A 19,927-nucleotide genomic window follows, 5' to 3' on the forward strand; every position below is an offset into this window, starting at 1 on the left:
ACGGACTGTGAAGTTGTGGGGGTCTGTCGTGGCCGGCGGTGGTCAGCCGTGCGCGGGCGGGCCGATCCGGAACCGCGTGAACGTGGCGGCACCGGCGTGTCCCTGACCGGTGGGCGCCACCGCCACCAGGCCGAGCAGGGCGCCGACCCAGCGCCACGGAGTGGCGGCGAAGACCTGACCGGAGGGGCGGAAGCCGTCCCCGGTGTCGTACGAGAAGCGGCAGCGCGCCCCCGCTCCGATGTCGACGCGCAGCCGGGCCCGTCCCCCGGGAGCGGGCCGCGCGTGGTCCGCGTCCCGTTCCTCCTCCGCGGACGCCTCGGTGAACCGGTGCACCAGGTGCACCGCTCCGTCCGCGCCGCGCTGGAGCCCGATCCAGCGGCAGGCGTCCCCGAGGACCGCGAGCCCGGCGCGTGCCCCGGGTTCCTCGCTGTCGAGCCGCAGTTCCACCTCGACGGTGCACGGGGTGCCGGGCAGCCGCTGGGTGAGGACGTGGGGCAGGGTGCGCAGGTCGTGCGCGCCGGCGGAGCGCACGCAGGTCAGCCGCAGCCCGTCGGCGGAGTGCTGGGTGGTCCAGCCCTCCTTCGGGTTGGCCGTCCACGTCCACTGACGGCCGTGGCGTCCGCCGGGGAAGTCGTCGTCGGTGGCCGGCGCGGCCGGCGGCTGCGGCGGCAGGTCCGGGCGGCGGTGCACGGCGACGGGTGCGCCGTCGTCCCCGAGCACCGGCCAGCCGTCCGCTCCCCAGCGCATGGGCTGGAGGTGCACGACACGGCCGTACGCGCCGCGCTGCTGGAAGTGCAGGAACCAGTCCTCGCCGGACGGGGTGCGCACCCAGCCGCCCTGGTGGGGGCCGTTGACGTCGGTGTCCTTCTGCTCCAGGACCACCTTCTCCTCGTACGGCCCGAAGAAGCCGCGGGAGCGGAAGGCGCCCTGCCAGCCGGTCTCCACTCCCCCGGCGGGGGCGAGGATCCAGAACCAGCCGTCGTGCCGGTAGAGCTTCGGCCCCTCCAGGGTGAACCAGCCGGGGAGGCGGTCGCCGTCGACGATCACCTCGCCCTCGTCGAGGAGTTCGGTGCCGTGCGGGTGCATGCGGTGGCCGGTGAGGCGGTTCTTGACGCCGCTGCGGGACTTGGCCCAGGCGTGCACGAGGTACGCCTCGCCGGTCTCGTCGTCCCACAGGGGGCACGGGTCGATCAGGCCCTTGCCGGCCTTCACCAGCAGCGGCTGGGTCCAGGGGCCGCGGATCTCGGGGGCGTTGACCTGGAAGATGCCCTGGTCGGGGTCGCCCCAGAAGATCCAGAAGCGGTCGTCGTGGTGGCGCAGGGACGGGGCCCAGACCCCGCAGTCGTGCCGGGGCACGGCGAACTCGGCCTCGGGCTCCAGGCGTTGCAGGGCGTGGCCGACGAGGGTCCAGTTGACCAGGTCGCGGGAGTGCAGCAGGGGCAGTCCGGGGGCGCGGCCGAAGCTGGAGGCGGTCAGGTAGAAGTCGTCCCCGACCCGGATCACGTCCGGGTCGGACCAGTCGGCGTTGAGCACCGGGTTGCGGTAGGTGGGTTCGGTCCGCGCGACGGTCACGGGCCCACCGCCTTGCGGACCAGGGCGGCGGCCTCGGACCGGCCGAGGCAGCCGTCGGCGACCACGGTGACCACGCGGCGGACGACGGTCTCGCCGGGCGGGACCGGCAGCCGTGCCTCGTGGGCGAGGGAGGAGCCGACGCCGGGGTACTGGGCGGTGCGCACGAACCAGGGGTCCCGCCGGGTCGCTTCGGTGGCGCCGGCGAAGACCAGGGTCCAGGTGGATCCGGCCAGCGCCAGCCAGTCGGCGCGGTGACCGTGGACCTCGCTCTCGCCCTCGGCGCCGGCGGTGAAGACGTCGGGTGCCGTCTCCTCCTTGCGGGCCCGCCAGAAGAAGCCCCCGTAGGCGGCTCCGGGGCGGCCGTTGGTGGCGGGGCTGCCGAGGGACAGCGGCGTCTCGGTGACGTTGGTGAGGGAGAAGGTGAAGTCCAGCGCCCATGCGGCGTCGGTGAGTTCGGTGGCGGCGACCGTGCGCCGCTCGCGCAGCAGCTCGCCCGGCGCCGCCACCCAGCGCAGCTCCTCGACGAAACCGTCGGGGTCGCGCAGCTGGTAGGCGGTGTGCCGCTGGGAGCCGTGGTTGTCCAGCTCGGTCGGCCCCCGGTCGCGGACGTAGGTGCGTCCGCCCCAGAAGTTGAACCCCTCGACGTCGGGAACGGCGACACCGACGCCGAGGTGGTGGGCGTGGTCGGCGGGGCTCAGCTCGGTGACCGCCGTGCCGGCCAGGGTGGTGACGGGGTGCAGATAGGGCCGCGGGGAGAGCCGGGCGGGCAGCTCGGGCCGGGTGACGTACCGGCCGACGGGCCGGCCCGCGACGCGCAGCACCACGGAGTCGTTGCCGGTCATCGGGTGCTCACCTCTTTCGGCAGGTGGTGGGCGGGCCGGGCCCAGGAGGCGCCCAGCTCGGAGTAGAGGGACAGGGTGTCGGCGGCGGCCGCGACGAGGCCGTCGACGCCGGGCACGACGCGGCGGTTCTCCCCGGGGACGTGCCGCCAGGCGCCGGCCGGCAGCGGGGCCGGGTCGGGGGCCTCCCGGATCGCCTCGACGACCTGCATGAAGGCGCCCGTCCCGTCCGGGGTGACCAGCAGGGGCGTGCCGTCGGTGAGGTGGGCGGCGAGGTTCTCCAGCAGGTCGGTGCGGCCGAACCGCATCTCCTCCGGGCCGTGGTCCGCGCGCTGGAGCAGTACGCGGTCCTGCTTGTACCAGAAGGTGATGCGGCCGGTGGTGCCGTGCACCATGACGTACGGCTCGCCGGCCCGCTCGGCGCACAGGGTGGCGGCCACGGTGACCGAGCCGCCCCGGGCGGTGGTGATCCGTACGCAGGAGGTGTCGTCGGACTCGATGTCGTTGGCGCGCAGCAGCTCGGTCTCGATGCCGGCGACGTCCTCGGCGCGGGTGCTGCCGGCGAGCGCGAGGGCGGTGGCGACGGCGTGGGCGAGGGGGTTGGTGAGCGCCCCGTCGATCACGTCGACGCCGTTCAGCCGGCGCCGGCCGGCCCAGGGCGCCCGGCGGAAGTACTCCTCGGGCCGCACCCAGGCGCCGGCCCCGCCGATCCCGACCACCCGGCCGACGGCGCCCTCGGCGACCAGCTCGCGGATCGCGGGCAGGGCGTGCGAGCCGAGCGACTGGAAGCCGATCTGGCAGGCGACCCCGGCCGCGGCGACCCCGTCGGCCATCCGCCGGAACTCGGCGTAGGACGGAGCCGGCGGCTTCTCCAGCAGGATGTGCACGCCCCGCCCGGCCGCCGTGAGGGCGAGGTCGGTGTGGGTCGGGATCGGGGTGCAGATCACCGCGATCCGGGCGCCGGTGGAGTCCAGCAGCGCGCCGAAGTCGGCTGACTGTTCGGGGAGTTCACCGCCGAACTCGTCCTCGGTGAGCGGGGTGAGCTCGCAGATGCCGGCGAGCCGTACGATGCCCTCCGCCTCGAGCCGGCGGATGTTCGCCACGTGCCAGCGGCCGTGACCGCGGGCACCGGCGAGGACGACGGGCAGCGGTGCGCCGGGGGCGGTCCGGGGTCCGGTCATCCCTTCACCGCCCCCGCGCTGAAGCCGGTGATCAGCCACTTCTGGATGAAGGCGAAGACGATCACGACGGGGACGGCGGCGATGATGCCGCCCGCGGCGAGTGCGCCGAGGTCGACGCTGTCCGCGCTCATCAGGGTGTTGAGGCCGACCGGGATGGTCTGCTTCTCCTGGTTGTTGAGGAACATCAGGGCGAACAGGAAGTGGTTCCAGGAGTGGACGAAGGCGAAGGAGCCGACGGCGATCAGACCGGGCCGCAGCAGCGGCAGGACGACGACCCGGAATGCCTTGAACCGGTTGCAGCCGTCGACCCAGGCGGCCTCCTCCAGGGAGTACGGCACGTTCTTGATGAAGTTGCTGATGAGGATCATCGACAGCGGCAGCTGGAAGACCGTCTCGGCGATGATGACGCTGCCGAGGGAGTTGATCATCTGCAGTTCGGCGAAGATCTCGAACAGCGGGACCAGGAGCAGCGCGCCGGGCACGAACTGGGAGCAGAGCAGGGCCAGCATGAACGCCCGCTTGACCTTGAAGTCGAACCGGGCCAGGGCGTAGCCGCCGGCCAGCGCGACCAGGGTCGTCATGATCAGGGTGGCGACGCCGACCAGCACGCTGTTCTGGAAGAAGGTGCCGAAGCTGCGGTCCGTCCAGACCTTCTCGAAGTGCACGGTGGTCATCGGCCAGGGCACGAGCGAGGTGGAGCCGGCCGGGCGGAGCGCGAAGAGCAGGATCCAGTAGAAGGGGATGAGGGTGAAGACGAGGTAGATGCCCAGGGGCAGGTAGATCTGCCAGCGGGGTGCCTCGTCCCAGGCGCGGCGCTTCCCGGACGGCCGGGGCGGCTCGGGGGCGGTCCGCACGGGGGCGGGGGCGGCCGGGGCGGCCTCTTTGGTGATCACTTCTCGCCTCCGAACTTGCTCAGCCGCAGGTAGACCATCGAGCAGAAGAGCAGGATGACGAACGCGACCGTGGTGAGTGCCGACGCGTAGCCGAAGTTGTGGGCGTCGACCGAGGTGTTGGCGATGTACAGCGGCAAGGTCGTGGTCACGCCCGCTGGTCCGCCGCCGGTCAGCGTGTAGAGCAGGTCGACGTTGTTGAACTCCCACACCGCGCGCAGCAGCGTGGACAGGATGATGGCGTCCTTCAGGTGCGGCAGTGTGATGTGGAGGAACTGCTTGAAGCGGCTGGCGCCGTCGACCTCGGCCGCCTCGTAGAGGTCCTTCGAGACGGACTGGAGGTCGGCGAGGATGAGGATCGCGAAGAAGGGGACGCCGCGCCACAGGTCGGCGACGACCGCCGCCGAGAAGACGGTGGAGGTGTCCGACAGCCAGCTGACGCCGTAGTCGCCGATGCCCATGTCCGCGAGGTAGCGGGTGATGCCGGTCTGGGAGTTGTAGAGCAGCACCCAGATCGCGGAGGTCAGCACGCCGGAGACGGCCCACGGGGAGAAGACCAGGGCGCGCCCCAGGGCGCGGCCGACGAAGGTCTGGTTGACGATGAGGGCGAGGGCGAGGCCGAACAGCAGCTGCAGGCCGACCTCGACGACCACCCACTTGGTGCTGAAGACGAGGGTGTCCCAGAACAGCGGGTCCTCGGTGAAGATGTGGGTGAAGTTGTCGAAGCCCGCGAAGCCGTTGCGCCAGGGCTTGGTGGGGTTGTAGTTCTGCAGGCTGTAGTAGAAGACGCTGATGACCGGGTAGGCGATGAATCCCAGCATGAGCAGGGCGGCCGGCGCGATCAGCAGGTAGGGGAGCCTGCGGGGCGTGGCGGAGGCACGGCGCCGCCGGGGTGGCCTGGGCGGTTTCGCCACGGCTGCGGCATGGGCCATGACTGTTCTCCGTTTCTCGGTACGACGTGCTGTGTGGTGCGGGGTGAAGCGCTTTCTCTCCGGGTGTGCGGAAGCCCGGGGCCGGACGGCCGGTCAGCCGGCGTACGGGTCCTGGACCGTGCCCGGGCGGGCGAGGAACTCGAAGTCGCAGCCGGTGTCGGCCTGGGTGATCTGCTCGTTGTAGAGCGCGCCGTAGCCGCGCTCGTAGCGCGCCGGCGGCGGCGTCCACTGCTCCCGGCGGCGCTCCAGCTCCTCGTCGTCGACGTCGAGCCGGAGGACCCGGTTCTCGACGTCGAGGGTGATCGAGTCGCCGGTGCGCACGAGGGCGAGCGGTCCGCCGACGTACGACTCGGGGGCGACGTGCAGGACGCACGCGCCGTAACTCGTCCCGCTCATCCGGGCGTCGGAGATCCGCACCATGTCCCGCACCCCCTGCTTCAGCAGGTGGTCGGGCAGCGGCAGCATCCCGTACTCGGGCATGCCCGGGCCGCCCTTGGGGCCGGCGCCCCGCAGGACCAGCACGCTGTCGGCGGTGATGTTCAGCGCCGGGTCGTTGATGGTCCGCTGCATCTGCTTGTAGTCGTCGAAGACGACGGCCCGGCCGGTGTGCTTCAGCAGGTGCGGTTCGGCGGCGATGTGCTTGATGACGGCGCCGTCCGGGCAGAGGTTGCCGCGCAGTACGGCGACCCCGCCCTCGTCCGCGACCGGGTTGTCCCGGGGGCGGATGACGTCGTCGTCGTGCACCTGCGCGCCGGCGATCTGCTCGCGCATGCTGTCGTGGCAGACGGTGGGACGGTCCAGGTGGAGCAGGTCCGGGATCCGGGAGAGGAACCCGGGCAGTCCGCCCGCGAAGTGGAAGTCCTCCATCAGGTACGTCTGTCCGCCGGGCCGCACGTTGGCCAGCACCGGGACGGTGCGGGCGATGCGGTCGAAGTCGTCCAGGGTGAGCTTGACGCCGGCGCGTCCGGCCATGGCGATCAGATGGATGACCGCGTTGGTGGAGCCGCCGAGTCCGAGGACGGTCGTCACCGCGTCCTCGAAGGCCTCGGCGGTGAGGACGTCGCTCAGCTTCCGGTCCTTGTGGACCAGTTCGACGATGGTCAGGCCCGCCTTCGCGGCCATCCGGTCGTGTCCGGAGTCGACGGCCGGGATGCTGGACGCGCCCGGGACCGTGACACCGAGGGCCTCGGCGGCGGCGGTCAGCGTGGACGCCGTGCCCATGGTCATGCAGTGGCCGGGCGAGCGGGCCAGGCCGCTCTCCAGCTCCTGCATCTCGCAGTCGCCGATGACGCCGGCCCGCTTGTCGTCCCAGTACTTCCACATGTCGGTGCCGGAGCCCAGGACCTCGTTGCGCCAGTGGCCCGGCAGCATCGGCCCGGCGGGCACGAACACGGTGGGCAGGTCGGCGCTGGCGGCGCCCATCAGCAGGGCGGGCGTGGACTTGTCGCAGCCGCCCATCAGCACGGCCCCGTCGACCGGGTACGACCGCAGCAGTTCCTCGGTCTCCATGGCGAGGAGGTTGCGGTAGAGCATGGGGGTCGGCTTCTGGAAGGTCTCGCTGAGGGTGGAGACCGGGAACTCGAGGGGGAAGCCGCCCGCCTGCCAGACACCCCGCTTCACGGCCTGCGCGCGGTCGCGCAGGTGGACGTGGCAGGGGTTGATGTCCGACCAGGTGTTGAGGATCGCGATGACGGGCTTGCCCAGGTGCTCCTCGGGCAGATAGCCGAGCTGGCGGGTGCGGGCGCGGTGGCTGAAGGAGCGCAGTCCGTCGGTGCCGTACCACTGGTGGCTGCGCAGCTGCTCGGGGGACTTCATATGGACCATCCCGCGGCGATGGCGGCGACCTCGGCGCGCTCGCTCTCCGGCAGCGGCCTGCTGGGCGGGCGGACCTCGCGGCGGCACAGGCCGAGGGAGGCGAGGGCCTCCTTGACGACGGTGACGTTGTTGGCGGAGCCGTTGGCGGCGCGCAGTTCCTCGAAGCGGCGGATCTGCTCCCACACCTTCATGGCGGTCGCGTAGTCCCCGGAACGCAGCGCCCCGATCATGTTCAGCGAGACGGACGGGGCGACGTTGACCAGGCCCGAGGTGAAGCCGGTGGCGCCGGCCGAGAAGTAGGAGGGGGCGTACGGCTCGGCGAGCCCGGCCACCCACACGAACCGTTCGAGTCCCGCGTCCCGGGCGAACGCGGCGAACTTCGCCGCGTCCGGCACGGCGTACTTCACGCCGATCACGTTGGGGCAGGCGTCGGCGAGTTCGGCGAGCCGGGCGCCGGTGAGCTGCGGGTTGCGGATGTAGGGGACGACGCCCAGTTCGGGCACGGCCTCGGCGATGGCGCGGTGGTAGTCGACCCAGCCGCTCTGCGAGACGTAGGGGTGGACGGGCTGGTGCACCATCACCATCTGCGCGCCGAGTTCACGGGCGTGCCGCGCGGATTCGACGGCGGTGGGCACGTCGTGGCCGACGCCGACCAGGATCACCGAACGGCCGCCGGCCTCCTCGATCGTCAGCTCGGTGACCAGCCGGCGCTCCTCGGGGGTCAGGGCGTAGAACTCGCCGGTGTTGCCGTTGGGGGTGAGCGTCGTGATGCCACCGTCGAGGAGACGACGCAGCAGGGCCCGGTAGGTGCCTGGGTCGACGGAGCCGTCCTCGGCGAACGGGGTCACCGGGATCGCCACCACGTCGGCCAGGGCCGCCCGCTGGGTCTCGAACGTCGTTGTCATGCCTGACCGTCCTCTTTCTGGGCTTCCGGGGCCACGAATTCCCCGTCGCTCTCCGCTTCGGGGAAGGCCCGTCGCACGAACGACGCGATGTGCGAGTGCAGGGCGCGCGCCGCGCCGTCCGCGTCCCCGTCGAGGGCGAGCCGCAGGATCTCCCGGTGCTCGCTCGCCTCCCGTTCCCAGGAGGGGTCCGCCGCCCAGGCGACGGCCGAGACGAGGGCCGCCTGGTCGCGGACCTCGTCGAGCATCCGGCCGAGCAGCGGGTTTCCGCACGGCACATAGAGCGCGCGGTGGAACTCGCGGTTGGCCAGGGAGCGTTCGGCGGTGTCGTCGGCCCGGTCGGCCCGGGTCAGCGCGTCGCGTGCGGCGTCCAGGGAGGCGCCGCGGCGCACGGCGCGCTTGAGCGCCTCCGGTTCGAGGAGCAGTCGCACGTCGTAGACCTCGCGCGCCATGTCCGCGTCCACCATGCGCACCGTGACGCCCTTGTACTGGCTCATCACGACGAGACCGGTGCCGGCCAGGGTCTTGAGCGCCTCGCGCACCGGTGTCTTGGACACCCCGAACTGTGCGGCGAGGTCGGTCTCGACCAGGGCCTGGCCGGGTGTGAGCCGGCCGGTGAGGATGCGGCGTTTGATCTCCTCCAGCACGTACTGCGTGCGGGAGGGGATCGGCGTGGGCACAGAGGTCATGCGCGCCTCTCGGATCTCGCGAATCGGATCTCGCGTATCGCGTCTCATATATGACGTACGAAGTACGACGCGATGACGGTAGGAGCGGCCCCGGAGTTTCGTCAATGCTTCTGACAGAGGAACTTGGTGTTGCCCCGGACGGTCCGTGCGGGGCCGGCGCGCGGGACGGGCGGCGGGTGGACGGCCGTCTGCCGGGTGGTGTCACCGGCGCCCTCGGGGGGCAGGGGGACCCGTTCGCTTTCGCGACGCTCAACGGCCGCCGTGGCGGACGTTCTGCCCGTCGCACGGCGGCCGGAAGTCGGACATGTCACCGGGGAAGGGGGGCTCCGAGGCGTCCGAAGGGTTCGTTCACCAGGGATAGGCCGCACAGGGCGGCCGGCGTGCCGGCACCGCGGCCGGCACGCGAAAGGGGAGATCCACACGGCGGCGAGCGGGGCGGGGTCCGTGTGCCATCGCGATGCGGCGAACGCCCCGGACCCCGCGCCCGTGTCACGCGGGCCGCGTCCAGCCCGGGTCCCGGCCGCTGAGGCCGATCGTCCGGTCCAGCAGCGGGGCGTCGGACGGGACGGGGACGACGGGGCCGAAGATGCCGTCGCCCCGCTCGGATTCCTCCGCGGCGGCACGGAGGAAGGCGTGCGACGCCGCCAGCGCGGCGGGGTCGGGCACGTACGCCTGGCCCGTGGCACGGGCCAGGTCCCAGCCGTGGACCACCAGTTCGTCGACGGCGACGGCGGCGGTCACCTCGCCCGGCATGTCGAAGCCCCCGGCGCGCGTCATACCGGTCCAGGCCGCCGGCTCCCGCCAGACCTCGGCGAGTTCGTCCAGCACCTTGGGCAGTTCCTCGCGCCAGCCGGGTCCGATGTCCGGCAGGGCGCTCTGCGGACCGGTGTCCGTGGTGACGCCCAGATCCTTGCGTCCGGCGTCCCGGAAGGCGACGGCCAGCCCGAGGAGATGGCCGAGCAGATGGCGCACGGCGTACTGCGGGCAGGGCGTCGGGTCCGCCAGCCGGTCGTCGCGGACGCCCTCGGCGAGGCGCGCCACGATCCTGGTCTGCGGTCCGAAGTCGAGCGTGATGGGGTTCATCGAGTTGCTCCTCCTGGTCGTTCTCCTGGAAGGCAGACCGATCCGGGCCCCGGAACTCATCGCTCGGCCGGCCCGCTTCTAAGGCACCTGCCCGATCCCGGCGGAGGGTCCTTAGCACCACGATGACCAGGCATGACGACGACATGGACGGCGACCCGCGTGCTGCGGGACGGCAACGCCCGCCTGTACCTCACCGGGGTGGTGATCTCCGGCTTCGGCACCTCCGCGCTGTGGCTGGCCTCGGGGGTGTGGGTGAAGGACCTCACCGGCTCGGACGGACTCGCGGCGCTGTGCATGCTCGCGATGTGGGCCCCCACCCTGGCCGGACCGCTGCTGGGCACCCTGGCCGACCGCTTCCGCCGCAGGACTCTGCTGATCGCCGTGAGCCTGCTCATGGCGGTGCTGCTGCTCACCCTCTGCTCCGTCGACTCACCGCGCGGGCTGTGGCTGCTGTACGCGGTGCTGTTCGTGTACGGCGCGTCCGGCGTGGTGCACGACGCGGCCGAGTCGGCGCTGATCGCCGCCGCCGTGGACCGGTCCCTGCTCGGCGACTTCAACGGCCTGCGGATGACGGCCAACGAGGGCATGAAGCTGCTGGCCCCGCTGGCGGGCGCGGGCCTCTACGCCGGGTACGGCGGGGCGGGCGTCGTCGTGCTGGACGCGGTCACCTTCCTGCTCGCCACGGTCGTATACGCCTGCCTGCGGGTGCGGGAGGACCGCCCGCCGGCCCCGCCGGACCGCGTCCGCGGACGGACCGCCGAGGGGGTCAGCTACCTGTGGGGGCATCCCGCGCTGCGTCCGCTGGTCCTGGCGGGGGGCGCCACGATGCTCTGCGCGGGCCTCAGCGGGGCGCTGGTCTACGCCGTGGTCGACGCCCTCGGCCACTCCCCCGCGTACGCGGGTGTGCTGTACGCCGTGCAGGGCGCGGGGTCGGTGATCGTCGGCCTGCTCTCGGGTGCGGCCCTGCGCCGGCTCGGCGAACGGCGCTTCGCGGCGTACGGCATCGCCGTACTGGCCGTCGGGGTGGCGCTGCGCGCGGTGCCGGACGACCCGCTGGCGTGGGTCTGCTGCCTGGCGATCGGCGCGGGACTGCCCGCCGTGCTGATCGTCGCGCTGACCGCCGTGCAGCGGGAGACCCCGGGCCCGCTGCTGGGCAGGGTCACCGCCACCGCCAACACCCTGGTGTACACGCCGAACGTGGTCGGTCTGGCGGCGGGAGCGGCCCTGGTGGAACTGTTCGACCACCGGCTCCTGCTGGTCGTCCTGGGCCTCGCCCTGGCGGCGACGGCGACGACGCTGCTCCGGCACCCGGCGGGCGACAACCGCGCCGTCCCCGCGGCACCGCCGGGCGACGGCCCCGCCTGACCGGCGTCCGCGGCCTCACGGGAAGAGCACGGCGGGCGCCGGCCCGCCGCCGGTGACCGGCGGGGTCAGAGGCCGGCCAGCGCCGTCCGGACCGCCGCCAGGTCCCCGTCCGACGCCAGCCCCGCGTGGTACAGGCGCAGTTCGGTGGCGCCGAGGCGGCGGGCCCGGTCCGCGTCCGCCGCGAGGGTGCCGGGGCTGCCGCCCATGCCGGAGACCACCGTGAAGTTGGCGGCGAGGACGGTGTCCTCGCGGGCCTCTCCCGCGAACGGTGTCAGGAGCCCGGCGTCCCCGGTGCACGGCACGACCACCCCGTCGGCGACGGAGAGGATGTGGGCCGGGTCGACGCCGGCGTTGGCGCCGCAGTGGTAGGACACCGGGTCCGCGTGCAACAGGACCTGGAACCCCTCGGGCGCGGCCCGCCGTACGGCGGCGACCGCGGCCTCCTGCAGCGTCCGGGCCGTTTCGTCGCGCCACGCGCGGGTGGCCTCCGCCGTCTCCTCGCCGAGGAGCTTGCCGACGCCCGCCCACCCCCCGTCGGAGGGCGCGCCCCGCCACACCGGTTCCAGCGCGGCCCGTACGGCGGCGGCGAGTTCGCCGGCGTCCAGGCCCCGGGTGCCGTAGCCCTCGCGGCAGGACGCGCAGAAGCACAGGGACATCAGGTACTGCCCGGCGTCCCCGAGGGCGACCCCGGCGGTCTTGTCGTGGGCGTGCAGATGGGCCAGCCCGTACCAGCCGAGGGACTCCAGCTCGGTGCCGCGCGCCCCGGGCCGTACCGCCGCCTCGGCGGCCAGGCGGGTCAGGTAGGCGCGGGTGGCGGGCTGCGCGACGCAGGGCGCCCAGGGGTAGCGGTCGCCGTAGGCGTTGACCACGGAGGTGTCCGGGTGCTCCGCGCCGAGGCGGGAGCTGTGCGCGAGCACCACCCAGGTGTGCACCTCCAGGCCCGCGTCCGCGAGCGCGGCGGCGGCCTCGCCGAAGGCGTCCCCGGGCGCCCAGTCGCCGGCCGGGACGGGGCGCAGGGCCTGGTCCGTCCAGCCGTCGCCCACCGGGTACAGCACCGCCGCGTGCTCGGCGGTGACGACGCGGTGCCGCGGGTGGCGCGGGGTCAGCGCGCGGGTGGAGTGGTAGGCGGAGGCGAGCGTGACCTGCGCCGTGCCGAGCGCGGCGATCCGCGCGGGTGCCTCCGGGTCCCCGTTGACGTCCCAGGGATAGACGAACGTCGACGCCTTCACTTGCCCTCCTCTAGCAGCGCGTGTCCCCGCTCGATCAGCCGAGCGAGCTGCTTGACATGGTCCCCGGCCGGTTCGTGCAGCGGCGGCCGCACCTCCCCCACGTCGAGGCCGCGCATCCGTACGCCGGCCTTGACGAGGGAGACCGCGTAGCCGGGGCCCTTGTCGCGCAGTTCGACGAACGGCCGGTAGAAGCCGTCGACGAGACGGTTCACGGTGTCCGTGTCGCCGGTGCGGAAGGCGGTGTGGCAGGCGACCGCGATCTCGGGCGCGAAGCAGAACACCGCGGACGAGTAGAGGGTGACGCCGATGCCCCGGTAGGCGGACTGGGTCAGTTCGGCGGTGGGCAGCCCGTTGAAGTACAGGAAGTCCCCGCGGCCGTCGGCCCGTACGGCGCTGAGGATGCGCTGCATCAGGTCGAGGTCGCCGAGGCCGTCCTTGAGGCCGATGATCCCCTCGGTGCGGGCCAGTTCGACGACGGCCTCGGGGGTGAGGACGGCGTTGTCCCGCTGGTAGACGATCATGGGCAGGGAGGTCGCGGCGGCCACCTCCCGGTAGTGCCGCAGCAGTCCCTCCTGCCCGGCCCTGACCAGGTACGGGGGCATGGCCAGCAGTCCGTCGGCCCCGGCGCGCCCGGCGAGGCGGGCGTAGCGGACCGCGAGCGCGGTGCCGTAGCCGGCGCCCGCGACGACCGGGACGCGCCCGTCGGCGACCTCGACGGCCGCCGTCACGCACAGCTCGAACTCCTCCGGTGTCAGCGCGTGGAACTCGCCGGTGCCGCAGCAGGCGAACACCGCGGCGGCCCCGGCCTCCACGCCGCGCCGCACATGGAGCCGGTAGGTGTCGAGGTCGACGGCGCCGTCGGGTGCGTAGGCGGTGACCGGGAAGAACAGCGGCCCGCTGGGGACACCGAGTCGGGCGGCGAGAGGGGCTGCTGGCGTCACGAGCTCTCCCAGGTCCATATTCCTGATTGCCGTCCCTATCTCTGAACATGTTCACGCTAAGCCGCCCCGGGGACGCCGGTCAAGCGCCGCAACCCGCCGCACACCAGCGGATTCTTCCGTTTCACAGGAAGTCGCGGGACACTTGACGCGCCGCGCCCTCCCTCCTTAGCGTGTCCAAGAATATGAATACGGTGCACTCATGTGCACTACGGTGATGCAAGGAGAATTCCGAGGATGCCCGCTCCCCGCACCGTTCTGCTCACCGGCGCCGCCGGCGGACTCGGCACCCTGATGCGCGGTCTGCTCCCCGAGTACGGCTACGACCTGCGCCTGCTGGACCTGCGTCCGGTCGACGGCGAGCCGGACTCGATCGTCGCGGACCTCACCGACAAGGACGCCGTGCGCGAGGCGGTCCGCGGCGTCGACGCGATCATCCACCTCGCGGGCATCTCCCTGGAAGCCTCCTTCGAGAAGATCCTCGGGGCCAACATCGAGGGCACCTACCACCTGTACGAGGCGGCCCGGGAGGAGGGCGTCGGACGCGTCGTCTTCGCCTCCTCCAACCACGCCGTCGGCTACACCCCGCGCCCGGTCGGCGACGACCCCCTCATCCCGGTCGACACCCCGCGCCGCCCCGACACCTTCTACGGCCTGTCCAAGTGCTTCGGCGAGGACCTCGCCCAGCTCTACTGGGACAAGCACGGCCTGGAGACCGTCTCCGTGCGCATCGGCTCCTGCTTCCCCGAGCCGACCAGCGTGCGCATGCTCTCGGTGTGGATGAGCCCCGCCGACGGCGCGCGCCTCTTCCACGCGGCCCTGACCGCCGAGGACGTCGGACACACCGTGGTCCACGGCTCCTCCGCCAACACCCGCCTGTGGTGGGATCTCGGCTCCGCGCGCGCCCTCGGCTACGACCCGCAGGACGACTCCGAGCGGTACGCCGGGAAGCTCGTCGCCGAGCAGGGCGAACTCGACCCGGACAACCCGGCGCACGCCCGCCTGGGCGGCCACTTCGTCACCGACCCGCCGATCTGGCCGTACTGACGGCGGGCCAGGGGCGGGACACAGGCGGGAAATCGACGCGCACGGCGGCGGGCGGGCACCGAACGGGCCCGCCCGCCGCCGTATCCGGGCACCCGCGCTGCCCGCTCCCACCTCCCGGAGCGCGCCCTCCCAGGTCCGAGCCGGGCGCGGCCCCGGCCGAACGGGCACAACCGGGCAGGAACGGGCGCGCAACAGGCCTGGTCAGCAACGAGACCCCGCTGTAGAACTTCCTGCATGGGCCCCACCGGGCCCGAACGGGCAGCGAGATCAGGAAGCAGGTGTCCGGCCATGAGCAACAGGACGGCCGAAGAGCGCCAGAGGGAGATCGTGCGGGTGGCGCGAACCACCGGCGCGGTCGACGTCACCGCGCTCGCCGCCGACCTGGGCGTGGCCAAGGAGACCGTACGGCGGGATCTGCGCGCCCTGGAGGACCACGGCCTGGTGCGCCGCACCCACGGCGGCGCCTACCCCGTGGAGAGCGCCGGCTTCGAGACCACGCTCGCCTTCCGCGCCACCAGCCACGTGCCCGAGAAGCGCAGGGTCGCGGCCGCCGCGGCCGAGCTGCTCGGGGACGCCGAGACGGTCTTCGTCGACGAGGGCTTCACCCCCCAGCTCATCGCCGAGGCCCTGCCCGCCGACCGGCCGCTCACCGTGGTCACCGCCTCCCTGCCGGTCGCGGGCGCGCTCGCCGGGACGGGCACCGTGTCCGTGCTGCTGCTCGGCGGCCGGGTCCGCTCCGGAACCCTCGCCACCGTCGACCACTGGACGACGAGGATGCTCTCCGGCTTCGTCATCGACCTGGCCTTCATCGGCGCCAACGGCATCTCCCGCGAACACGGGCTGACCACGCCCGACCCCGCCGTCAGCGAGGTCAAGGCGCAGGCGGTCCGGGCCGCCCGCCGGGTGGTGTTCGCCGGCGTCCACACCAAGTTCGGGGCGGTCAGCTTCTGCCGGTTCGCCGAGGTCGGCGCGCTGGAGGCGATCGTCACGAGCACGCTGCTCCCGGCGGCCGAGGCCCACCGCTACTCCCTGCTCGGGCCGCAGGTCGTCCGGGTCTGAACCAGAGCACACCCGCACCACGTCGTCCCTCCCTCCGGGGCCGAGCCACGCCAGGCGACGCCCGCATTCTCCCCAAAAGACCGCTTTCGTCGAGGAGTGATCCATGCAAACCCAGAGCCGACGGCGGCCGCCGCGAGCCGCACTCGCCGCGGTCGCCGCAGGGACGCTGCTCGCCCCGCTGCTCTCCGGCTGCTGGGTCGGGGCGGGCGGGGCCGGATCCGGCGGTGACTCCATCAACGTCCTGATGGTCAACAACCCGCAGATGGTCGAGTTGCAGAAGCTCACCGCGGACCACTTCACCAAGGACACCGGCATCAAGGTCAACTTCACCGTGCTGCCGGAGAACGACGTCCGCGACAAGATCAGCCAGGACTTCGCCAACCAGGCCGGCCAGTACGACGTGGCCACCCTGTCCAACTACGAGATCCCCATCTACGCCCGCAACGGCTGGCTGCGGGAGATGGACTCGTACGTCGCCGAGGACGGCGCCTACGACGAGCAGGACGTGCTCAAGCCGATGCGCCAGTCCCTCACCGGCGACGACGGCAAGCTCTACGGCCAGCCCTTCTACGGCGAGTCGTCGTTCCTGATGTACCGCAAGGACGTCTTCGCCAAGGAGGGCCTCACGATGCCCGCCGCCCCCACCTGGCGGCAGGTGGCCGACCTCGCCGCCCGGGTGGACGGGGCCGAACCGGGCATGAAGGGCATCTGTCTGCGCGGACTGCCCGGCTGGGGCGAGGTCATGGCCCCGCTGACCACGGTGGTCAACACCTTCGGCGGCACCTGGTTCGACGAGGACTGGAACGCGAAGCTCGACTCCCCCGAGTGGAAGGAGGCGACGGAGTTCTACGTGGACCTGGTGCGCGAGCACGGCGAGTCCGGCGCCGCCCAGGCCGGCTTCGCCGAGTGCCTGAACAACATGACCCAGGGCAAGGTCGCCATGTGGTACGACGCCACCTCCGCGGCCGGCTCCCTGGAGGCCGCCAAGTCCCCCGTCAAGGGCAAGGTCGGCTACGCCCCCGCGCCCGTCGAGAAGACGGAGTCCGCCGGCTGGCTCTACACCTGGGCCTGGGGCATCCAGCACGCCTCCCGCAACCCCGACAACGCCTGGAAGTTCGTCTCCTGGGCCTCCGGCAAGGGGTACGAGCAACTGGTCGGCGACCAGGTCGGCTGGTCGAACGTGCCCGCCGGCAAGCGCGCCTCCACCTACGCCAACCCCGCCTACCGCGCGGAGGCCGCCGCCTTCCAGGAGATGACCAAGGAGGCCATCGAACAGGCCCGGCCCGACGACCCCGGCGTCCAGCCCCGCCCGGCGCCCGGCATCCAGTTCGTCGGCATCCCCGAGTTCACCGACCTCGGCACCAAGGTCTCCCAGGAGATCAGCGCGGCCATCGCCGGACGCCAGTCCGTCGAGTCGGCCCTGAAGAAGTCCCAGCAGCTCGCAGAAGAGATCTCCGAGGAGTACGAGGGACGATGACCGCCACGACAACGGCCCCCGTGGCCGCCCCCGACACGAGCCCGGCCCCCGGCCGGCCATCCGCCCGGCTGCGCGCCTGGGCCACCCGCGCCCCGCTGCTGCCCGCCCTGATCTTCATGATCGCGGTCACCCAGCTGCCCTTCGTGGCGACCCTGGTGATCTCCTTCTTCGACTGGAACTCCCTCTACCCCGACGCCCGCCACTTCGCCGGCTTCGAGAACTACCAGGAGGTGCTCACCGACGCGGCGCTGCGCAAGTCCGTCTGGACGACCGTCCTGCTGACCGTCGCCGTCGTCCTGGCCAGCCTGGTCCTCGGACTGCTCCTCGCCCTCCTGCTGGACCGGAGGTTCCGCGGCCGGGGCATCGTCCGCACCCTGCTGATCGCCCCGTTCCTGGTGGTCCCGGTGGCGGCGGCCCTGCTGTGGAAACACGTCCTCTACAACCCGGAGTACGGCCTCCTCAACGGCCTGCTGCACTACGTCGGCGGCCCCCAGCCCGACTGGATCTCCAGCACCCCGCTGCTCGCCGTCGAGGCCGCGCTGGTCTGGCAGTGGACCCCGTTCATGATGCTGATCCTGCTCGCCGGACTGCAGAGCCGGGACCAGCAGCAGATCGAGGCCGCCCGCGTCGACGGCGCGAGCAACTGGCAGATCTTCGTCCACCTCACCCTGCCCCACCTGCGCCGCTACCTCGAACTGGGCGCCCTGCTCGGCTCGATCTACATCGTGCAGAACTTCGACGCGGTCTTCACCATCACGTCCGGCGGACTCGGCACCGCCAACCTGCCCTACACCGTCTACCAGACCTTCTACCAGGCGCACGAGAACGGCCTCGCCTCGGCCGCCGGCGTCCTGGTCGTCATCGGCTCGATCATCATCGCGACCTTCGCCCTGCGCGTCGTGTCGTCCCTGTTCCGCGAGGAGGCGTCCCGCGCATGAGCAGCACCGCCACACCCACCCGCGGCCGGTTGCGCGGTGGAGCGGGTCTCGGCCTGGTCGCCTGGCTGGCCGGCATCGTGTTCTTCCTGCCCATCGCCTGGATGGCGCTGACGTCCTTCCACTCCGAGGCTGACGCGGCGACCAACCCGCCGTCCTTCGGGGCCGCCCTCACCCTGGACGGCTACCGCGAGTTCTTCGGCGCGGGCGGCGGCGCCAGCCCCTGGCCCTCCCTGATCAACTCGACGGTGGCGTCCGTCGTCTCGACGCTCCTCGTCCTGCTGCTGGCCCTGCCCGCGGCCTACGCCCTGTCCATCCGCCCGGTGCGGAAGTGGACGGACGTGCTGTTCTTCTTCCTCTCCACCAAGATGCTGCCCGTGGTGGCCGGCCTGCTGCCGATCTACCTGTTCGCCAAGAACGCCGGGATGCTCGACAACATCTGGCTGCTCGTCCTCCTCTACACCTCGATGAACCTGCCGATCGCGGTGTGGATGATGCACTCCTTCCTCGCCGAGGTCCCGGTCGCGGTCATCGAGGCGGCCCAGATCGACGGCGCCCGGCTGCCGACGGTGCTGACCCGCGTGGTCGCCCCGATCGCCCTCCCCGGCATCGCGGCGACGGCACTCATCTGCTTCATCTTCAGCTGGAACGAACTGCTCTTCGCCCGGGTCCTGACGGGCGTGGTCGCCGAGACCGCCCCCGTCTTCCTGACCGGCTTCATCACCAGCCAGGGCCTGTTCCTGGCCAAGGTCTGCGCCGCGTCGCTCGTCATCTCCCTGCCGGTGCTCGCCGCGGGGTTCGCCGCCCAGGACAAACTCGTCCAGGGCCTGTCGTTGGGAGCCGTGAAATGAAGGCCGCCGTCATCGAGTCCGTGGGCAAGGCCGTCGTCACCGAGGTCCCGGACCCGGTCCCGGGACCGCGCGACGTCGTCGTCGAGGTCGCCGCGTGCGGACTGTGCGGCACGGATCTGCACATCCTCCAGGGCGAGTTCGCGCCCAAGCTGCCGATCGTGCCGGGGCACGAGTTCGCCGGCGAGGTGGTCGGCGTCGGCGCCCAGGTCACGGAGGTGTCGCTCGGCGACCAGGTCGCGGTGGACCCCTCCCTGTACTGCCACGAGTGCCGCTACTGCCGCACCGGCCACAACAACCTCTGCGAACGCTGGGCGGCGATCGGCGTCACCACGGGCGGCGGGGCCGCGCAGTACGCGGTGGCGCCGGTGGCGAACTGCGTCAGGCTCCCCGACCACGTCCGCACCCAGGACGCGGCCCTGATCGAGCCGCTGTCCTGCGCGGTGCGCGGCTACGACGTGCTCCAGTCGCGGCTCGGCGCGCATGTGCTGATCTACGGGTCCGGGACCATGGGCCTGATGATGCTGGAGCTGGCGAAGCGGACCGGTGCGGCGAGCGTCGACATGGTCGACCTGAACCCGGCGCGGCTGGAGACGGCGCGGACGCTGGGTGTCTCCGCCGCGGCGGCCACCCCGGACGAGCTGGACCGCCCTCAGGGGTGGGAGCTCGTGATCGACGCCACGGGGAACGCGGCGGCGATCCAGGACGGGCTGGGGCGGGTGGCGAAGGCGGGGACGTTCCTGCAGTTCGGGGTGGCCGACTACGCGACGCGCGTGCAGATCGATCCGTACCGGATCTACAACCAGGAGATCACCATCACGGGGTCGATGGCCGTGCTGCACAGCTACGAGCGGGCGGCGGAGCTGTTCGCCGGGGGCGTCCTGGACCCGGACGTCTTCATCAGCGACCGGTTGCCCCTGGACCAGTACCCGCAGGCGCTGGAGCAGTTCGCGGCGGGCGTGGGGCGGAAGATCGTGGTGGTTCCGTAGAAACGCCGGACGGGCTGATGTCACCCCGGTCGGCTCAATTCAGCCCGTCCGGCGTTTGAGGACGAGGCCCGTCCAGGGCCGAACGGGGGTCCGGGGGCGCGCCGCCCCCGGGGACGGGACGGGAAGGGGCGGCGGGG

Annotated in this window: 18 protein-coding genes; 7 read left to right on the plus strand and 11 right to left on the minus strand. The window is 72.4% G+C overall.

Features of this window, described 5'->3' with window-relative positions; genetic code table 11:
- Positions 1-42: 42 nt before the first annotated feature.
- The 9 genes from CNQ36_RS08225 to CNQ36_RS08265 all read right to left on the minus strand — a co-directional run bounded on the left by CNQ36_RS08225 (position 43) and on the right by CNQ36_RS08265 (position 9,903).
- A complete protein-coding gene (locus CNQ36_RS08225; protein WP_121545507.1) occupies positions 43-1,572 on the minus strand; it encodes a glycoside hydrolase family 43 protein in 1,530 nt (509 codons plus the stop codon).
- Entirely contained in the window at positions 1,569-2,414 is an 846-nt protein-coding gene (locus tag CNQ36_RS08230) for a DUF6807 domain-containing protein (protein ID WP_121545508.1), read from the minus strand. Before CNQ36_RS08230 ends, CNQ36_RS08225 begins: the two co-directional genes overlap by 4 nt.
- Positions 2,411-3,592: a Gfo/Idh/MocA family protein gene (locus CNQ36_RS08235; protein ID WP_121545509.1), complete on the minus strand. Its 1,182-nt coding sequence runs from the start codon at positions 3,590-3,592 to the stop codon at positions 2,411-2,413. Before CNQ36_RS08235 ends, CNQ36_RS08230 begins: the two co-directional genes overlap by 4 nt.
- Positions 3,589-4,485 carry a carbohydrate ABC transporter permease gene (locus tag CNQ36_RS08240; RefSeq protein ID WP_004932887.1) on the minus strand — a complete coding sequence of 299 codons (897 nt, stop codon included), beginning with the start codon at positions 4,483-4,485 and terminating at the stop codon, positions 3,589-3,591. Before CNQ36_RS08240 ends, CNQ36_RS08235 begins: the two co-directional genes overlap by 4 nt.
- The gene (locus tag CNQ36_RS08245; RefSeq protein ID WP_004932885.1) at positions 4,482-5,414 is read right to left on the minus strand and encodes a carbohydrate ABC transporter permease; all 933 of its coding nucleotides are present in this window, start codon (positions 5,412-5,414) and stop codon (positions 4,482-4,484) included. The genes CNQ36_RS08240 and CNQ36_RS08245 overlap by 4 nt, the downstream gene beginning before the upstream one ends.
- 93 nt (positions 5,415-5,507) lie before the next feature.
- Positions 5,508-7,238 carry an L-arabinonate dehydratase gene (gene araD, locus CNQ36_RS08250; RefSeq protein ID WP_004932883.1) on the minus strand — a complete coding sequence of 577 codons (1,731 nt, stop codon included), beginning with the start codon at positions 7,236-7,238 and terminating at the stop codon, positions 5,508-5,510.
- Positions 7,226-8,134: a dihydrodipicolinate synthase family protein gene (locus CNQ36_RS08255; RefSeq protein ID WP_121545510.1), complete on the minus strand. Its 909-nt coding sequence runs from the start codon at positions 8,132-8,134 to the stop codon at positions 7,226-7,228. The genes araD and CNQ36_RS08255 overlap by 13 nt, the downstream gene beginning before the upstream one ends.
- A complete protein-coding gene (locus CNQ36_RS08260; protein WP_004932880.1) occupies positions 8,131-8,820 on the minus strand; it encodes a GntR family transcriptional regulator in 690 nt (229 codons plus the stop codon). Before CNQ36_RS08260 ends, CNQ36_RS08255 begins: the two co-directional genes overlap by 4 nt.
- A 489-nt stretch (positions 8,821-9,309) precedes the next feature.
- Positions 9,310-9,903 (minus strand): TIGR03086 family metal-binding protein, encoded by a 594-nt coding sequence (locus CNQ36_RS08265; protein ID WP_121545511.1) that lies wholly within the window; start codon positions 9,901-9,903, stop codon positions 9,310-9,312.
- A gap of 132 nt (positions 9,904-10,035) precedes the next feature.
- Here CNQ36_RS08265 and CNQ36_RS08270 point away from each other — a divergent pair, with 132 nt between their 5' ends.
- A complete protein-coding gene (locus CNQ36_RS08270; RefSeq protein ID WP_206278439.1) occupies positions 10,036-11,268 on the plus strand; it encodes an MFS transporter in 1,233 nt (410 codons plus the stop codon).
- Between the two features lie 65 nt (positions 11,269-11,333).
- Here CNQ36_RS08270 and CNQ36_RS08275 read toward each other — a convergent pair whose 3' ends face one another.
- Positions 11,334-12,497: a hypothetical protein gene (locus CNQ36_RS08275; RefSeq protein ID WP_121545513.1), complete on the minus strand. Its 1,164-nt coding sequence runs from the start codon at positions 12,495-12,497 to the stop codon at positions 11,334-11,336.
- On the minus strand, positions 12,494-13,456 hold the full coding sequence (locus CNQ36_RS08280) for a 5-dehydro-4-deoxyglucarate dehydratase (protein WP_206278440.1): 963 nt from the start codon (positions 13,454-13,456) through the stop codon (positions 12,494-12,496). Before CNQ36_RS08280 ends, CNQ36_RS08275 begins: the two co-directional genes overlap by 4 nt.
- A 216-nt stretch (positions 13,457-13,672) precedes the next feature.
- Between CNQ36_RS08280 and CNQ36_RS08285 the strand changes: the two genes are divergently transcribed.
- The 6 genes from CNQ36_RS08285 (at position 13,673) to CNQ36_RS08310 (ending at position 19,790) form a co-directional block, all read left to right on the plus strand.
- Positions 13,673-14,482: an NAD-dependent epimerase/dehydratase family protein gene (locus tag CNQ36_RS08285; protein ID WP_121545514.1), complete on the plus strand. Its 810-nt coding sequence runs from the start codon at positions 13,673-13,675 to the stop codon at positions 14,480-14,482.
- Positions 14,483-14,770: 288 nt separating this feature from the next.
- Complete coding sequence (locus tag CNQ36_RS08290; protein WP_121545515.1) at positions 14,771-15,541, plus strand: DeoR/GlpR family DNA-binding transcription regulator; 771 nt, start codon at positions 14,771-14,773, stop codon at positions 15,539-15,541.
- A 103-nt stretch (positions 15,542-15,644) separates the two neighbouring features.
- On the plus strand, positions 15,645-17,018 hold the full coding sequence (locus CNQ36_RS08295; RefSeq protein ID WP_121545516.1) for an ABC transporter substrate-binding protein: 1,374 nt from the start codon (positions 15,645-15,647) through the stop codon (positions 17,016-17,018).
- On the plus strand, positions 17,015-17,956 hold the full coding sequence (locus CNQ36_RS08300) for a carbohydrate ABC transporter permease (RefSeq protein WP_004932861.1): 942 nt from the start codon (positions 17,015-17,017) through the stop codon (positions 17,954-17,956). The genes CNQ36_RS08295 and CNQ36_RS08300 overlap by 4 nt, the downstream gene beginning before the upstream one ends.
- The gene (locus tag CNQ36_RS08305) at positions 17,953-18,804 is read left to right on the plus strand and encodes a carbohydrate ABC transporter permease (protein ID WP_121545517.1); all 852 of its coding nucleotides are present in this window, start codon (positions 17,953-17,955) and stop codon (positions 18,802-18,804) included. Before CNQ36_RS08300 ends, CNQ36_RS08305 begins: the two co-directional genes overlap by 4 nt.
- Positions 18,801-19,790 carry a zinc-dependent alcohol dehydrogenase family protein gene (locus CNQ36_RS08310; RefSeq protein WP_004932858.1) on the plus strand — a complete coding sequence of 330 codons (990 nt, stop codon included), beginning with the start codon at positions 18,801-18,803 and terminating at the stop codon, positions 19,788-19,790. The genes CNQ36_RS08305 and CNQ36_RS08310 overlap by 4 nt, the downstream gene beginning before the upstream one ends.
- Positions 19,791-19,927 lie beyond the last annotated feature (137 nt).

Origin of the sequence: Streptomyces fungicidicus, assembly GCF_003665435.1 — a bacterium.
GTDB classification, from domain to species: domain Bacteria; phylum Actinomycetota; class Actinomycetes; order Streptomycetales; family Streptomycetaceae; genus Streptomyces; species Streptomyces fungicidicus.

Bases quoted from the DNA above. Each gene is read 5' to 3' on its own strand.
- CNQ36_RS08230 (WP_121545508.1), bottom strand. From the start codon at position 2,414: ATGACCGGCAACGACTCCGTGGTGCTGCGCGTCGCGGGCCGGCCCGTC.
- CNQ36_RS08235 (WP_121545509.1), bottom strand. From the start codon at position 3,592: ATGACCGGACCCCGGACCGCCCCCGGCGCACCGCTGCCCGTCGTCCTC.
- CNQ36_RS08245 (WP_004932885.1), bottom strand. From the start codon at position 5,414: ATGGCCCATGCCGCAGCCGTGGCGAAACCGCCCAGGCCACCCCGGCGG.
- araD (WP_004932883.1), bottom strand. From the start codon at position 7,238: ATGGTCCATATGAAGTCCCCCGAGCAGCTGCGCAGCCACCAGTGGTAC.
- CNQ36_RS08255 (WP_121545510.1), bottom strand. From the start codon at position 8,134: ATGACAACGACGTTCGAGACCCAGCGGGCGGCCCTGGCCGACGTGGTG.
- CNQ36_RS08260 (WP_004932880.1), bottom strand. From the start codon at position 8,820: ATGACCTCTGTGCCCACGCCGATCCCCTCCCGCACGCAGTACGTGCTG.
- CNQ36_RS08265 (WP_121545511.1), bottom strand. From the start codon at position 9,903: ATGAACCCCATCACGCTCGACTTCGGACCGCAGACCAGGATCGTGGCG.
- CNQ36_RS08270 (WP_206278439.1), top strand. From the start codon at position 10,036: ATGACGACGACATGGACGGCGACCCGCGTGCTGCGGGACGGCAACGCC.
- CNQ36_RS08280 (WP_206278440.1), bottom strand. From the start codon at position 13,456: ATGGACCTGGGAGAGCTCGTGACGCCAGCAGCCCCTCTCGCCGCCCGA.
- CNQ36_RS08285 (WP_121545514.1), top strand. From the start codon at position 13,673: ATGCCCGCTCCCCGCACCGTTCTGCTCACCGGCGCCGCCGGCGGACTC.
- CNQ36_RS08290 (WP_121545515.1), top strand. From the start codon at position 14,771: ATGAGCAACAGGACGGCCGAAGAGCGCCAGAGGGAGATCGTGCGGGTG.
- CNQ36_RS08295 (WP_121545516.1), top strand. From the start codon at position 15,645: ATGCAAACCCAGAGCCGACGGCGGCCGCCGCGAGCCGCACTCGCCGCG.
- CNQ36_RS08300 (WP_004932861.1), top strand. From the start codon at position 17,015: ATGACCGCCACGACAACGGCCCCCGTGGCCGCCCCCGACACGAGCCCG.
- CNQ36_RS08305 (WP_121545517.1), top strand. From the start codon at position 17,953: ATGAGCAGCACCGCCACACCCACCCGCGGCCGGTTGCGCGGTGGAGCG.
- CNQ36_RS08310 (WP_004932858.1), top strand. From the start codon at position 18,801: ATGAAGGCCGCCGTCATCGAGTCCGTGGGCAAGGCCGTCGTCACCGAG.